At 65.8% G+C, this 13,181-nt stretch carries 12 protein-coding genes, 1 tRNA gene and 1 pseudogene; 9 read left to right on the top strand and 5 right to left on the bottom strand.

Annotated elements, in window-relative coordinates:
• Positions 1 to 82: 82 nt before the first annotated feature.
• Both DIE13_RS22570 and cysE read left to right on the top strand, forming a co-directional pair.
• Complete coding sequence (locus DIE13_RS22570; RefSeq protein WP_124829359.1) at positions 83 to 907, top strand: RNA methyltransferase; 825 nt, start codon at positions 83 to 85, stop codon at positions 905 to 907.
• Positions 908 to 1,208: 301 nt separating this feature from the next.
• Positions 1,209 to 1,982, top strand: a complete 774-nt coding sequence (gene cysE, locus DIE13_RS22565; protein WP_124829358.1) for a serine O-acetyltransferase — start codon at positions 1,209 to 1,211, stop codon at positions 1,980 to 1,982.
• 29 nt (positions 1,983 to 2,011) lie between these two features.
• Here the strand turns inward: cysE and DIE13_RS22560 are convergent, their stop codons facing one another.
• From DIE13_RS22560 to DIE13_RS22545, 4 genes are all read right to left on the bottom strand, one after another.
• On the bottom strand, positions 2,012 to 2,812 hold the full coding sequence (locus DIE13_RS22560; RefSeq protein WP_124829357.1) for a UDP-2,3-diacylglucosamine diphosphatase: 801 nt from the start codon (positions 2,810 to 2,812) through the stop codon (positions 2,012 to 2,014).
• Between the two features lie 23 nt (positions 2,813 to 2,835).
• The gene (locus DIE13_RS22555) at positions 2,836 to 3,327 is read right to left on the bottom strand and encodes a peptidylprolyl isomerase (RefSeq protein ID WP_027784822.1); all 492 of its coding nucleotides are present in this window, start codon (positions 3,325 to 3,327) and stop codon (positions 2,836 to 2,838) included.
• 88 nt (positions 3,328 to 3,415) lie between these two features.
• Complete coding sequence (locus DIE13_RS22550) at positions 3,416 to 3,991, bottom strand: peptidylprolyl isomerase (RefSeq protein WP_059450416.1); 576 nt, start codon at positions 3,989 to 3,991, stop codon at positions 3,416 to 3,418.
• 39 nt (positions 3,992 to 4,030) lie between these two features.
• The gene (locus tag DIE13_RS22545; RefSeq protein ID WP_175770082.1) at positions 4,031 to 4,753 is read right to left on the bottom strand and encodes a tetratricopeptide repeat protein; all 723 of its coding nucleotides are present in this window, start codon (positions 4,751 to 4,753) and stop codon (positions 4,031 to 4,033) included.
• A 234-nt stretch (positions 4,754 to 4,987) separates the two neighbouring features.
• On the opposite strand from DIE13_RS22545, the gene cysS reads away from it, so the two are divergent.
• From cysS to tilS, 4 genes are all read left to right on the top strand, one after another.
• Positions 4,988 to 6,385: a cysteine--tRNA ligase gene (gene cysS, locus DIE13_RS22535; RefSeq protein ID WP_124829356.1), complete on the top strand. Its 1,398-nt coding sequence runs from the start codon at positions 4,988 to 4,990 to the stop codon at positions 6,383 to 6,385.
• A gap of 43 nt (positions 6,386 to 6,428) precedes the next feature.
• Positions 6,429 to 7,280: a DNA-3-methyladenine glycosylase gene (locus tag DIE13_RS22530; RefSeq protein WP_124829355.1), complete on the top strand. Its 852-nt coding sequence runs from the start codon at positions 6,429 to 6,431 to the stop codon at positions 7,278 to 7,280.
• 103 nt (positions 7,281 to 7,383) lie between these two features.
• Complete coding sequence (locus DIE13_RS22525) at positions 7,384 to 8,355, top strand: acetyl-CoA carboxylase carboxyltransferase subunit alpha (RefSeq protein WP_006478433.1); 972 nt, start codon at positions 7,384 to 7,386, stop codon at positions 8,353 to 8,355.
• A 43-nt stretch (positions 8,356 to 8,398) separates the two neighbouring features.
• Positions 8,399 to 9,805 (top strand): tRNA lysidine(34) synthetase TilS, encoded by a 1,407-nt coding sequence (tilS, locus tag DIE13_RS22520; protein ID WP_124829354.1) that lies wholly within the window; start codon positions 8,399 to 8,401, stop codon positions 9,803 to 9,805.
• A 122-nt stretch (positions 9,806 to 9,927) separates the two neighbouring features.
• Here tilS and DIE13_RS33845 read toward each other — a convergent pair.
• Positions 9,928 to 10,165, bottom strand: a pseudogene (locus tag DIE13_RS33845) (hypothetical protein); the annotation flags it as partial.
• Between DIE13_RS33845 and DIE13_RS22515 the strand changes: the two are divergent.
• From DIE13_RS22515 to DIE13_RS22505, 3 genes are all read left to right on the top strand, one after another.
• A complete protein-coding gene (locus DIE13_RS22515) occupies positions 10,148 to 11,401 on the top strand; it encodes an aspartate kinase (RefSeq protein ID WP_059450411.1) in 1,254 nt (417 codons plus the stop codon). The pseudogene DIE13_RS33845 and the gene DIE13_RS22515 sit on opposite strands and share 18 nt — an antisense overlap.
• 110 nt (positions 11,402 to 11,511) lie before the next feature.
• Positions 11,512 to 11,605 (top strand) — tRNA-Ser (locus tag DIE13_RS22510).
• 184 nt (positions 11,606 to 11,789) lie between these two features.
• Entirely contained in the window at positions 11,790 to 13,163 is a 1,374-nt protein-coding gene (locus DIE13_RS22505) for a hypothetical protein (RefSeq protein ID WP_124829353.1), read from the top strand.
• Positions 13,164 to 13,181 lie beyond the last annotated feature (18 nt).

The following is a 13,181-nucleotide window of genomic DNA, read 5'->3' as shown; positions in this document are numbered from 1 at the left end:
CCCACTGTCCGCCCGGACGAGTGGGTTTGCCGGGGCGATGGCGATACCATACTGCCATTCTGATGAACCGAGTCGTATCGTAGTGGAAACTCCGCAGAACACCGCCGCACTGTCCGAATCGGGCGCGGCCATGTCCCCGCCGCCGTCGGGCGGCTTCACGTCCACCCGCTTCGTGCTCGTCGAGCCGAGCCATCCCGGCAATGTCGGGGCGGCCGCCCGCGCGCTGAAGACGATGGGTTTCTCGCGGCTCGTGCTGGTCGCGCCGCGCGTGCCGCACGTCCAGAGCGACCCGGAGGCGATCGCGATGGCGAGCGGCGCGGACGACGTCCTCGCGTCCGCGCATGTCGTGCCCACGCTCGGCGATGCGCTGTCCGGCGTCCACTGGTCGATCGCGCTGACCGCCCGCACGCGCGAATACGGGCCGCCGCGCCTTGCGCCGCGCGCGGCTGCCGAGCAGGCGTGCGCGCAGGTCGGCACCGGCGACATCGCGCTCGTGTTCGGCAACGAGCGCACGGGTCTCGCGAACGAGCACGTCGAGCAGTGCAGCGTGCTCGCGCATATCCCGGCAAACCCGGCCTACAGTTCGCTGAACCTCGCCCAGGCCATCCAGGTGCTCGCGTACGAGCTGCGCGTCGCGTTCCTGGAGCAGGGCAGCGAGTCGTTGCACCCGGCACCGGCCGAGGTCGGCACGCTCGCGCAGAGTGACGAGATCGAGCGGATGTACGCGCATCTCGAGAGCGCGCTGATCGCGCTCGATTTTCTCGACCCGCGCAATCCGAAAAAGCTGATGCCGCGGCTGCGGCGGCTGTTCGCACGCACGGGCCTCGAGCGTGAGGAGGTCAATATCCTGCGCGGCATCGCCAAGCACATCCTGCTGAAGTCCGGTACGTCCGACGGCGACGCTTGAGCGGGCGGTGCGCTGGGTGCCGGACGCCGCGAACACGGTGTTCCGGCCGGCAGCGGTCGCACCGCACCGGTCGTCTCCGGCAGTGCCGATTCGGCTTGCGCCGGTTCGCCACCCGGTCCGGGAAAGCCTTCACCGCAAGCGTCCTGCGCCAATACCCGCGCCGGCGGCGGGGTGAACGCGCGGTGCTGTGCGGCCGCGCGCGACTGGCCCTACAATCGCCAGACGTCATAAGCAAATTACCCGGTGCGATAACGGCCGGCCATCGCCGGCGGGGCACGCCGGCCTTTTCCCCGATCAGATCATGTTCACTAGACTGCGCGAAGACGTTGCGACGATTCGCGAGCGGGATCCCGCCGCTCGCAGTGCCTGGGAAGTGCTGACCTGTTATCCGGGGCTGCACGCGCTCGTCCTGCATCGTTTCGCGCACGCGTGCTGGCGCGCGAAGCGCTACTGGCTCGGGCGCTTCGTGTCGCAGGCCGGGCGCTTCCTGACCGGTATCGAGATTCATCCGGGTGCAACGATCGGCCGGCGCGTGTTCATCGATCACGGGATGGGCGTCGTGATCGGCGAGACGGCGATCATCGGCGACGACTGCACGATCTACCAGGGCGTGACGCTCGGCGGCACGTCGCTCACGCGCGGCGCGAAGCGCCATCCGACGCTCGAGGCAGGCGTAATCGTCGGCGCGGGCGCGAAGGTGCTCGGCGGTTTCACGGTCGGCGCGGGCGCGAAGATCGGTTCGAACGCAGTCGTCGTGAAGCCGGTGCCGGCGGGCGGTACGGCGGTCGGCAATCCGGCGCGCATCGTGATGCCGGCTCAGCCGAAGCCGCAGCCGGAGCGCGCTGCGTTCTGCGCATACGGGATCACGCCCAACGCCGACGATCCGATGTCGCTCGCGATTCACGGCCTGATCGATCATGCGGCAAAGGAAAGCCGGCGCGTCGACGAAATCGTCGCGGCGCTCGAGCAACTCGGCACGCATCTGGAAACGTTGCAGGGCGCGGACGCGGCGCGTCTGGACCTGCGCCGGCTGTCGGCGGTGCTGGAAGGCAAGACGGTCGAGCGCCAGTCGTAACGCGATGCATGCCGGCGGCTCGGTTTGCGTCAGTCGAGCGGCATCGCGTGGATGCCTTCCGCGTCGACGCGCAGATAGCCGCCGCGTGGCCTGCCGTGGTCGAGATCCCAGTCGGGCAGCACCCAGCGAATTCCATCGGGTTCGACGTGCCGCGCAGGGCGGTGCGTGTGGCCGTGGATGATCACGCCCGCCCGGCTTTTCCGGAACAGGGCGGCTACGCCTTCACGCGTGACGTCGTAGATCGACGAAGCGGGGCGCATCCGGCCTGCTTCGCTGTTCGAACGCATCCGCTGCGCGAGGGCGCGGCGCCAGCGAAACGGCCATGCGAGAAACAGCCACTGCGCGATGCGATTGCGGGCGAACCGCCGGAACACCTGATAGCCGCGATCGGCCGTGCATTGCGCATCGCCATGGGCGAGCACGATGCGCTGGCCGAATGCCATGATCAGCGCCGGATCGGGCAACAGCATCGCGCCGGCCGCCTTCATGAAGCGCCGGCCGAGCAGGAAATCGCGGTTGCCGTGCATCACGTAGAGCGCGATCCCGCGCTCCGAGAACGTATGCATCAGCGCGGCCATGCGTGCCGCGAACGGATCGTCGTCGAGTATGTCGTCGCCGATCCAGTATTCGAACAGGTCGCCGAGGATGAACACCGAATCGGCGCTGTCGGCTGTGTATTTCACGAAATGCTCGAACGCGGCGACCGTCTTCGGAATCGCTTCGCTCAGATGCAGATCGGAGAGAAACAGGAACGGGCGTGCGGCTTGCGCGTATTCGCGCTCGCCAGGCACGCCCGCGGAGACGCTTCGCGGCGGACTCTCCTGCAACATCGAAGTGCCTCCGTTAGCGCGCGTCAGACCACGACGGCCTTTTCGATCACGACGTCGTCAGCCGGCACGTCCTGATGGAAGCCTGCGTTGCCCGTCTTGACGCCCTTGATCTTGTCGACCACGTCCTGGCCTTCGACAACCTTGCCGAACACGGCGTAGCCCCAGCCTTGCGGCGTCGGCGACGAGTGGTTCAGAAAGTCGTTGTCGTTCACGTTGATGAAGAACTGCGCGGTCGCCGAATGCGGATCGTTCGTGCGCGCCATCGCGACCGTGTAGTTGTCGTTCTTCAGGCCGTTGTTCGCTTCGTTGTCGATCGGCGCGTCGGTCGGCTTCTGCTTCAGGCCCGGCTCGAAGCCGCCGCCCTGGATCATGAAGCCGTTGATCACGCGGTGGAACACCGTGCCGTCGTAGTGACCTTTCTTGACGTAGTTCAGGAAGTTTTCGACTGTCTTCGGTGCCTTCTCGGCGTCGAGCTCGAGCTTGATCACGCCGTGGTTCGTGTGCAGTTCAACCATGATGAATTCCTTCGGTAAGGCGGTTTAAATGGCACGCGGCCGGTCGTGCGACGCGGCCGCGTGTGGCGCCGGACGTGCCGGCAGGTGCTTATTTCGAGACGATGCTGGCCGATTCGATCACGACCGGCTGGGCCGGCACGTCCTGCATCGGGCCGCGCGAGGTTGTTGCGACGCCTTCGATCTTCTTCACGACGTCGAGGCCCGATACGACCTTGCCGAACACCGCATAGCCGTTGCCGTCCGGGTTCGGGTAGTCGAGGCCGCTGTTGTCGACCGTGTTGATGAAGAACTGTGCGGTGGCCGAATTCGGATCGCTCGTGCGTGCCATCGCGATCGTGCCGGTCAGGTTCTTCAGACCATTGCGGCTTTCCAGCGGGATCGGCGCGCGCGTCGGCTTCTCCTCGAAGTTGGTCTTGTAGCCGCCGCCCTGGATCATGAAGCCCTTGATTACGCGATGGAAGATCGTGCCGTTGTACTGGCCGGCCTTCACGTAATCGAGGAAGTTGGCGACCGTTTTCGGCGCCTTCTCCGGGTAGAGCTCGACGCGGATGTCGCCCTGCGAGGTCTTCAGCTGCACGACGGGGTGCGCGGTAGCCGATTGCGCGAACGCGGGAGCGGTCGCGAGAAGGGCGGCGCCGCCAAGCGCCAGCAACAGACGTTTCATTGCGATCCTCAGGTTGGGAGGGAAGAAAGGTTGCGCCGCTTACTGCGACGGCGCGACGTACGGCGCCGCCAGCGCCCCCGACGGCCCGTTGAACTGGAACGTCGGCGACATCGGCAGCGTGGTGGTGCTCACGTTCGCGGCGGCGCGGTCGGTATACTCGCGCGTTGCCGGCGTGACGGCGCGCGCGTTCGCGACGGACTTCGGCGGCGATATGATCTTCTGCAGATCGGCGAGGCGCTGGGCCGTCGCGCCGCTCGTGTGGCCGAGCGATTGCGCGCGCTTGTACGATTCGGCCGCGAGGCGCAGGTACAGGTCGCCGAGGTTCTCGTACGCGAGCGTGTAGCTCGGGTTCGATTGCGTCGCGGTGACGAGCGCGCTTCGCGCTTCGTCGTAGCGCCCGTGCTTCGCGTAGAGCGCCGCGAGGTTGTTGTAGGGTTCGGGGAGTTCGGGGTACGCCTGCGTGATCGCGACGAATTGCTGGATCGCGTCGTCATCGCGGTTCAGGCGCGCGAGCACGGTGCCGCGCTTGAACTGCGCCTGTACGTCGTGCGGGTTCGCCGCGATGCGGGCGTCGAGTTGCGCGAGCGCCTGTTTCCACTGCTTGCCGGCGATCGACGCGTCGATTTCAGGGGTGCCGTCGGCGACGGCCGGGGCCTTTTGCGCATGCGCCGCAGGGGCTGCGAAAAGCGCCAGCGCGACGCCCATGACGGCGGTCGCAACGAGGGTCGCAGCGCTCGGCGCGCGGCCGCGATGAGGTTTCATAGGCGTAAATCGGAATGTTATACTCCGAGCCATTCTAACAAAACGTCTGCGCGTTCCGGCGAGCCGCAGACAGTCTTTCTTTGCCTCTCGTGGCCGTCACCGCTGTGCTTGCAGCCTGACCGCCCCATGTGATATCGAGGACGCGCGGCGTCGTGCCGCAGCAGGTGGTCCGTCCGTTTCGCATGCTGGGCGAGCTTCGCCAGGGCGGTTTCCTTCGGCTCACGGTTCATCTCTATGGAATCACTGCGCATCTACAACACGCTCGCGCGTGACAAGCAAGTTTTCGTGCCGCGCCATTCCGGCGAAGTGCGGATGTACGTATGCGGGATCACCGTCTACGACTATTGTCACGTGGGCCACGCGCGCATGCTGGTCGTGTTCGATCTCGTCCAGCGCTGGTTGCGTGCGATCGGCTATCGGGTCACGTACGTGCGCAACATCACCGACATCGACGACAAGATCATTCGCCGCGCGGTCGAGAACGGCGAGACGATCAAGTCGCTGACCGACAGGTTCATCGGCGCGATGCACGAGGATGAAGCCGCGCTCGGGATCCAGCGGCCCGACATCGAGCCGCGTGCGACGCAGTTCATTCCGCAGATGCTCGGGATGATCGAGAAGCTCGAGACGAACGGCTACGCGTACCAGGCGGGCGACGGCGACGTCAATTATTCGGTGCGCAAGTTCGCGAACTACGGGAAGCTGTCGGGCAAATCGCTCGACGATCTGCGCGCGGGCGAACGCGTCGCCGCGAACGACGCGAAGGAAGATCCGCTCGATTTCGTGCTGTGGAAGCGTGCGAAGGCCGACGATCCGGAAGGCACGTCGTGGGCGTCGAAGTACGGGATGGGCCGGCCGGGCTGGCACATCGAGTGCTCGGCGATGGGCTGCACGCTGCTCGGCGAGCATTTCGACATTCACGGCGGCGGCCAGGATCTGCAATTCCCGCACCACGAAAACGAGATTGCGCAGAGCGAGGGCGCGACCGGCACGACGTTCGTCAATTACTGGATGCACAACGGCTTCGTGCAGGTCGACAACGAGAAGATGTCGAAATCGCTCGGAAACTTCTTCACGATCCGCGAAGTGCTCGAGCGGTACGATGCCGAGGTCATGCGCTTTTTCATCGTGCGCACGCACTACCGGTCGCCGCTCAACTACAGCGACGTGCATCTCGACGATGCGCGCGCGTCGCTCACGCGCCTGTACACGGCGCTGAAGGATGTCGAGCCCGACGCGCTCGCGCTCGACTGGAACGAGCCGCACGCGCAGCGCTTCGCGGCCGCGATGAACGACGACATCAACACGCCGGTCGCGGTGGCAACGCTGTTCGAGCTTGCGGGCGAAGTCAACCGCACGCGCGATGCGTCGCTCGCGCGGCAACTGAAACAACTCGCGGGCCTGCTGGGCCTGCTCGGCCGCGAACCGCGCGCGTTCCTGCAGCACGGCGCCGGCACCGCGCAGGCGGGCGGACTCGCGGCCGACGAGATCGAAGCGAAGATCGCCGCGCGCATCGCGGCGAAACAAGCGAAGGACTATGCCGAAGCGGACCGGATCCGGGCGGAACTGCTCGGGGCCGGGATCGCTCTTGAAGACAAACCGGGCGGATCCACCGAATGGCGTCGCGTATGAGCGCGGCGCGTTCCACTGACCGATCCGTCAGGTAGGAGGCAAGATGGCAACGGCCAGAAAAGCGCCGGTCAGGCGTGCGACTCCGGTCGCCGCGCGTCCGGCAGCCAAGCGCGCGCCAGCGGCGAAGGCGGACGCGACGCGCGCCGTGCCGAACGGCGCGCTCAACGGTCATGCGAAGCCCGCGCGCGCGAAAGGCGCGGATGCGGGGCAGCCGGAGGCTGCGATGGCGGCCGCCGACGCGGCCCGCGAGGCGGCAGCCGACGGCGTCGATGGCGTCGTGCGTCCCGCATACTGGGACAAGGCGTGCGCCGATCTCGTCAAGCGCGACCGGATCATGAAGAAGCTGATTCCGAAGTTCGGTCCCGCGCATCTCGTGAAGCGCGGCGATCCGTTCGTCACGCTCGCGCGTTCGGTCGTCGGCCAGCAGATCTCGGTGCCGTCTGCACAGGCGCTGTGGGCGCGCATCGAGGATGCGTGTCCGAAACTCGCACCGCAGCCGGTCATCCGGCTCGGCGCGGACAAGCTGATTGCGTGCGGGTTGTCCAAGCGCAAGACGGAATACATCCTCGATCTCGCGCAACACTTCGTGTCCGGCGCGCTGCACGTCGACAAATGGACGTCGATGGACGACGAGGACGTGATCGCGGAACTCACGCAGATCCGCGGCATCAGCCGCTGGACGGCCGAGATGTTCCTGATCTTCAACCTGTCGCGGCCGGACGTGCTGCCGCTCGACGATCCGGGCCTGATCCGCGCGATCAGCGTCAATTACTTCAGCGGAGAACCCGTCACGCGCAGCGAGGCGCGGGAAGTGGCCGCCAACTGGGAGCCGTGGCGCACCGTCGCGACCTGGTACATGTGGCGCAGCCTCGACGCGCCTGACGCCGACGCCTGATTGACGGCTATCGGGTTTTAAACATCAATAGTTGAGAGCTGGTCTTGCGTATCGCGTGCGCGGGTAGAATACGCGCTGCCGCAAGACCCAAGGATTCGAACACATGAAGACCACGTTTCTGGATTTCGAACAGCCGATCGCCGAACTCGAGGCCAAGATCGAAGAACTGCGATTCGTGCAGGACGACTCGGCTGTCGATATTTCGGAAGAAATCGAGCGGCTGTCGAAGAAAAGCCAGCAACTGACGAAGGACCTCTACGCGAATCTGTCGCCGTGGCAGGTTTCGCAGATCGCGCGGCATCCGCAGCGTCCGTACACGCTCGATTACGTTGCGGAACTGTTTACCGATTTTCACGAGCTGCATGGCGACCGCGCATTCGCGGACGACCTGTCGATCGTCGGCGGTCTCGCGCGTTTCGGCGGCCACCCGTGCATGGTGATCGGCCATCAGAAGGGCCGCGACACGAAGGAGCGCGCTGCGCGCAACTTCGGGATGCCGCGTCCGGAAGGCTATCGCAAGGCCGAACGCCTGATGCGTCTCGCCGAGAAGTTCGGGCTGCCGATCTTCACGTTCGTCGACACGCCGGGCGCGTACCCGGGCATCGGTGCGGAAGAGCGCGGCCAGTCGGAGGCGATCGGCCGCAACCTGTACGTGATGGCCGAACTGAAGACGCCGATCATCACGACGGTGATCGGCGAGGGCGGTTCGGGTGGTGCGCTCGCGATCGCCGTGGCCGACACCGTGATGATGCTGCAGTTCTCGACCTATTCGGTGATCTCGCCGGAAGGCTGCGCGTCGATTCTGTGGAAGAGCGCCGCGAAGGCGCCCGAAGCCGCGGAAGCGCTGGGCCTGACCGCGCATCGACTGAAGGCGCTCGGCCTGATCGACAAGATCATCAACGAGCCGCTCGGCGGCGCGCATCGCGATCCGAAGGGCATGGCCGCGCTACTGCGTCGCGCGCTCGCCGATTCGCTGCGTCAGTTCCAGGGCATGAGCATCGATGCGTTGCGCGAGCGTCGCTTCGAGCGCCTGATGGCCTACGGCAAGTTCAAGGAAACCACGCCCGGCGCATGACCGGCGTGCTCGCATCGCGCGCCGTGCGGCGCGCGCTTCTCTCGTGATCCCCCCGACCGAATTTTCCGCCGACCGCGTCGTACTCGATGCGGTCGGCGTTGCGCTTTCCGACGTCCCGTCCGATGCACGCATCGCGATCGCGTACAGCGGCGGCCTCGACTCGACGGTGCTGCTCGACGCGGCCGTGCGCGTCGCAGGCACTGCGCGTTGCGTGGCGCTGCATGTGCACCACGGCCTGAGCGAGAATGCCGACGCGTGGGTCGCGCACGCGCAAGCGACGGCCGACCGGCTCGGCGTCGCGTTCGATGCGGAGCGTGTCGATGTGCCGCGCGACAGCGGTCTCGGCATCGAGGCGACGGCGCGTGAGCGTCGTTATGCGGTGCTCGACGCGATGTGCGAACGTCACGGTGCGGTCGCGCTATGGGTCGCGCAGCATGCGGACGACCAGGCGGAGACGGTGCTGCTGCAGTTGTTGCGCGGCGCGGGGATCGCCGGTCTGGCCGCAATGGCGCCGCGCTATCGCCCGGACGGCGCGAGCGTCGAGCGCGTGCGTCCGCTGCTCCGATTGTTGCGCGCGCAACTGGAGCGTTATGCGGCGCAGCGCGAACTCACATGGATCGACGACGAATCGAACGGCGACACGCGTTATGCGCGCAATGCGCTGCGCATCGACGTGCTGCCGGCGCTTGCCGTGCATTTCCCGGGCTTTCGCGATGCGCTGGGCCGAGCGGCCCAGCATGCGGCCGCCGCACAGCGGCTGCTCGACGATCTGGCCGAACTGGATTTCGCGACTGCCGCGCGCGACGACGGACGCGCGCTGTCGCGCGATGCGCTGGTCGCGTTCGACGATGCGCGCGGCGCGAACCTGCTGCGTTTCTGGATGCGCCGGCTCGGCTTGCCGAGTGCGTCCGCCGGCCGGCTCGCGAACATGATGCGGCAGTTGCGGGCCGCGCACGATGCGCATGCGCTGCGTGTCGATCACGCGGGCCAGTGCCTGAGGCTGTATCGCGATGTCGTGTACTGGGAGGCGGGCGACAGTGCCGAGCCGGCCGATGACGGCACCGGGACGCCGCACCCGGAATCGGTGCTCGGCTGGGACGGACAGGAAATCTGGCGCCTGCCGGCGTGGCGCGGCACGTTCGTGTTCGCGCCGGCCGAAGCAGGCAGCGACGGGGCGGTGCCGGAGGCGCTGCTGCGCGCCGCGGCGCTTGCCGCGCGTGCCCGCGCGGGCGGCGAGCGGATGCGCACGTCGCCCGGCGGCCCGGGCCGCACGTTGAAGAACCTGTTCCAGGAGCGCGGCGTGCCGGCATGGCTGCGCGACGTGCCGTTGTTGTTCGCGGGCGACCGGCTCGTCTACGTGCCGCGGCTCGGCATCAATCACGGCGACGGATTGTCCGGCGACGGTGCGTGGCGCCGGATCGAGTGGCGTCCCGACCTGCTGATCGCGTAGCTGCGGCAGGTTTCCGGCGGCGCGATCGCTCGCCGGTTTTCACCATTTGGTAAACAGCGTCGGAACGCCTGCCGGCGCGGCGATCGGCTTGTCAAGCGGGCCTCTATCGGGTACGCTCGGACGTTTGCTCGGCTCGATTTTTGAGCGATTTGTGCAGGTTTTCCGCGTGACGTACCCGGTTTGCGCGGCCTGATCGGCCTTCCGGGCAAAATCCGTCACGCTTGCGTGTTGCGTCCCAGCCGTTCTCCTCGTCGTCCGTCCACAGCCACAAGCCGCGTGACCGAACGGCAACGCGGCCTGCCCAGCGCGCCCGTGCGGTTTCACCTCCAGTTCAGAACGACAATGGCACTCATCGTACACAAATACGGCGGCACTTCGATGGGCTCGGTCGAGCGCATCAAGAACGTCGCGAAACGCGTCGCAAAATGGCATCAGGCCGGGCACCAGATGGTGGTCGTGCCGTCCGCGATGTCCGGCGAAACCAACCGTCTGCTCGGTCTCGCGAAAGAGATTTCGAGCCAGCCGAGCCCGCGTGAGCTCGACATGATCGCATCGACCGGCGAGCAGGTCAGCGTCGGCCTGCTGTCGATCGCGTTGCAGGAAATCGGCGTCGAAGCCGTGAGCTATGCAGGCTGGCAAGTGCCGATCAAGACGGACAGCGCTTTCACGAAGGCGCGCATCCACTCGATCGACGACGAACGCGTGAAGGCCGATCTGAACGCAGGCAAGGTCGTGATCATCACGGGCTTCCAGGGCGTCGATCCCGACGGCCACATCACGACGCTGGGCCGTGGCGGCTCGGATACGTCGGCGGTGGCGGTTGCGGCCGCGCTGGGTGCCGAAGAGTGTCTGATCTACACGGACGTCGACGGCGTCTACACGACCGATCCGCGCGTGGTCGAAGAGGCGCGACGCCTCGATCGCGTGACGTTCGAGGAAATGCTGGAAATGGCCAGCCTCGGCTCGAAGGTCCTGCAGATCCGCTCGGTCGAATTCGCCGGCAAATACCAGGTGAAGACGCGTGTGCTGTCGAGCCTGACCGATCCGCTGATTGCGCTCGACGAAGAAATGCGCTCGGGCACCCTGATTACTTTTGAAGAAGACGAGACCATGGAAAAGGCAGTCATTTCCGGCATCGCGTTCCAGCGCGACGAAGCACGCATTGCTGTGATGGGCGTGCCCGACAAGCCCGGCATCGCGTATCAGATCCTCGGCCCGGTCGCCGATGCGAACGTCGACGTCGACATGATCATCCAGAACCAGAGCGTCGAAGGGAAGACGGACTTCACGTTCACGGTCGGCCGCGGCGACTACCAGAAGGCGATGGACATCCTGACCAACCAGGTGCAGGGCCATGTGAGCGCCGAGCGCGTGCAGGGCGACCCGAAGGTGTCGAAGGTGTCGGTCGTCGGCGTCGGCATGCGTTCGCACGTGGGCGTCGCGAGCAAGATGTTCCGCACGCTGTCGGAAGAGGGCATCAACATCCAGATGATCTCGACGTCCGAAATCAAGATTTCGGTGCTGATCGACGAAAAATACATGGAACTGGCCGTCCGCGCACTGCACAAGGCTTTCGAACTCGATCAGGCAGCGTGAATTTTTTGTGATGCATTGAAGAAAATGCATCACGGAAATTGACGGCCGGTTCGAAACCCTATATTATTTCGTTCTCGTCGCACTGCCTCCCTGGTGCGAGCGAAAGTTTGGGAGACGTGGCCGAGAGGTCGAAGGCACTCCCCTGCTAAGGGAGCATCTGGGCCAAAACCTGGATCGAGGGTTCGAATCCCTCCGTCTCCGCCAAAAGCGGTGACAAAGCCCCGCAAGTTCTCGGACTTGCGGGGCTTTTTCTTTTCCCCTTCGTTTTTTGGACTCGCCGATCGGCGCGTACTTGGTCCGGATAGCCAATCAATGCTCGACTTGGGCGACGCACATGCGCTAAATAGACGTATCGCCCGTAGCGCCCCAAGCTGGAGTCGAGGCACGCATGCATTCCGTACTGACTTTTCTTTCTCATCGACCCGTCGACGGGCTCGTTGCCAACCACGAGCATTACGCAGGACGCCACGGCTACCGGCATACGATCGTCGACGGCATGCATGTGTACGGCGAGCGCCAGCAGGTGCTGCACAAGTACCACGCAATCGTCGCGCAACTCGTCGCGATGGAGCAGGGCGCGTTGCTGCTCGTGCTCGATCCGTTCTCGGTCGTATTCGGCGAGCATGCGCTGCCGGACGTCGCGAACGGCTACGACGCGATCCTCACGACGCAGACGTCGCAATCGCCGCTACCCGCGGCAAGCGGCATGATCTTTCGCAATGTGCCCGACGTGCGCGAGCGCTTGCGCAAGCTCGCGGTCGAACTGGGCGAGTGGGCGATGCGCCTGCCGGCGCGGCGGCACGCATGCGAGGCGACGCTGCTTGCCGCGCATTTCCCGCCGCTGCCGTTCGATCAGCCGCTCGCGAGCGGCTATTTCGCATCGGCCCAAACGGTGTGGGCCGATGCGTATGCCATCGATGCCGTCGTCGTCGCAGATCCGCTCGTTGCGCACCATGCGCCCGAATGGCGACAGTCGGACGGTGAGTGGGCGCCACCGCCGGACTACGACTTTCGCTACGTGGTCGCACTCGTCGACGACGCGGAGCGGGCCCGGCGCGGCGAGCAGCCGCGCGCGATGGACGACTGGCGTGCCGCGCAGCAGCGGCCGCGCGAACCGGCGCGACATGTGAATCCGCATGCGCGCATTGCGTTCGTGAGTCTGCACACGTCGCACATCGCCGGCTACGGCGATCTGCACGAGGAGAACTTCGTGCGCTACTGCACGCGCCACGGCTATGCGTACCATGCGTATCGCGAGCCGCCGGCGTTCCTGCCGGCAGGCATCGATGCGAACTGGGCGAAGCTGCATCTGATTCGCGAACATCTGCCGGATCATGCGTTCGTGTTCTGGGTCGACGCGGACATCCTCGCGATCGACCAGAGTCAACCGGTCGACGGCGTGATCGACGGCCGCGATTTCGTGATCGGCACCGACCATACGGCCTGGGCGATCAACTCGTGCATGATCGGCGTGCGCAATGTCGCGCCGATGCGCGAACTGGTCGAGCGCATGTGTGCGCGCATCGAGAGCTTCGACGATCGATCGTCCGTCTACGCGAGCGGCGGCGATCAGCAGGCGATCTATGTCGAGTTGCTGCAGGCGGGCATGATCGACGCGCGCTTCATCGTCGACGCGATCACGCTTGCGACTTCGCCGGTTTATGCGACGCCCGACAGTCGCTTCGTTCATTTCCCCGCACAACACAACCACTACCGCGCGGTGGCGATGCGCATATGGGATCGGCTGAGTCATCGGCGCTAGCCGGAAGGACTGCGACAC

This window comes from Burkholderia sp. Bp9016 (assembly GCF_003857765.1).
Classification (GTDB): domain Bacteria; phylum Pseudomonadota; class Gammaproteobacteria; order Burkholderiales; family Burkholderiaceae; genus Burkholderia.
This window is presented reverse-complemented; position numbering and strand designations above follow the sequence as displayed.